Source organism: Aeromonas sanarellii, assembly GCF_000820085.1.
In the GTDB taxonomy this organism is placed as follows: Bacteria; Pseudomonadota; Gammaproteobacteria; order Enterobacterales; family Aeromonadaceae; genus Aeromonas; species Aeromonas sanarellii.
Genome location: NZ_CDBN01000084.1, coordinates 1 through 837 on the forward strand (window position 1 = coordinate 1; position 837 = coordinate 837).

Annotated in this window: 2 protein-coding genes; both read right to left on the minus strand. The window is 65.8% G+C overall.

All coding sequences use genetic code 11. From position 1 onward, the window contains the following. The coding region (locus BN1132_RS15570) for a LacI family DNA-binding transcriptional regulator (protein ID WP_042078690.1) at positions 1-257 on the minus strand (257 nt) is incomplete at its 3' end. A gap of 27 nt (positions 258-284) precedes the next feature. After that, positions 285-837: GH32 C-terminal domain-containing protein (locus BN1132_RS15575; protein ID WP_042078691.1), on the minus strand; the 553-nt coding region annotated here is incomplete at its 5' end.

Below are 837 nucleotides of genomic sequence, written 5' to 3' on the forward strand. Positions count from 1 at the left end.
GTGAGGCTGGCGAAGCCGAAGTTGGTGAGGTCGGGGATCACCAGTCCCCAGGTGTAGCTGCGCACCGCCCGCAGGGAGCGGGCATGGATGCTCGGCTGGTAGTGGCACTCGTCCGCCACCGCCTGTATTCGCTTGCGGGTATCGTCGGCGATGCGGTATTCCGCACTCTTGCCGTTGAGCACCAGGCTGGCGGTGGCCTTGGAGACCCCCGCGAGCGTGGCTATCTGGGCAATCGTGATCCGTTTCTTCTTCTCCACCTGACCTCCCGGCAAACTGACACCGGGCTATTGTACAAGGCAGGCCGCCAGCGGCCAGTGATCGAGGCAAATTTTGCTGTCATCACCGTCACAACATGCGGAAAGTACTGGGTTTTCACCGGGGAAGTAGCGGGTAGACAGGGTCTGGCGACCGCCGTCGACGAAGCACTCCAGGCTGGAGCGATCGCACAAGACGGTGATACTCCCCCCAAGCCAGGGGCAGGATCGCTCCTCCCACTCCCCGCTCTGCCAGTTCTGGCGACGCAGCACGATGCGCCCCGGCTGCCACACCAGCTCGGCCACGGTCCCGAACCCGAGGCGACCCTCACCGCTCGGGGCCAGGTCCAGCCAGGCGCTGTCGATGGCCAGGGCAGGCAGCTCACCCCCCTCGAAACGGGTCAGCGCCCCCTTGAGGGCCGAAATCTCCGCCACCGGCCGCTGGCAGAGCCAGTCGTCCTGCCAGAACAGCTCCCGCGGGCAGCTCATCTGATGGATCCAGCCATAGGGAATGGTGGGCTGGCTCATCTCGTTCTCCTCCGGCAAGCCCAGCCAGCCGAACAGCAGGCGCCGCCCCTGGCTG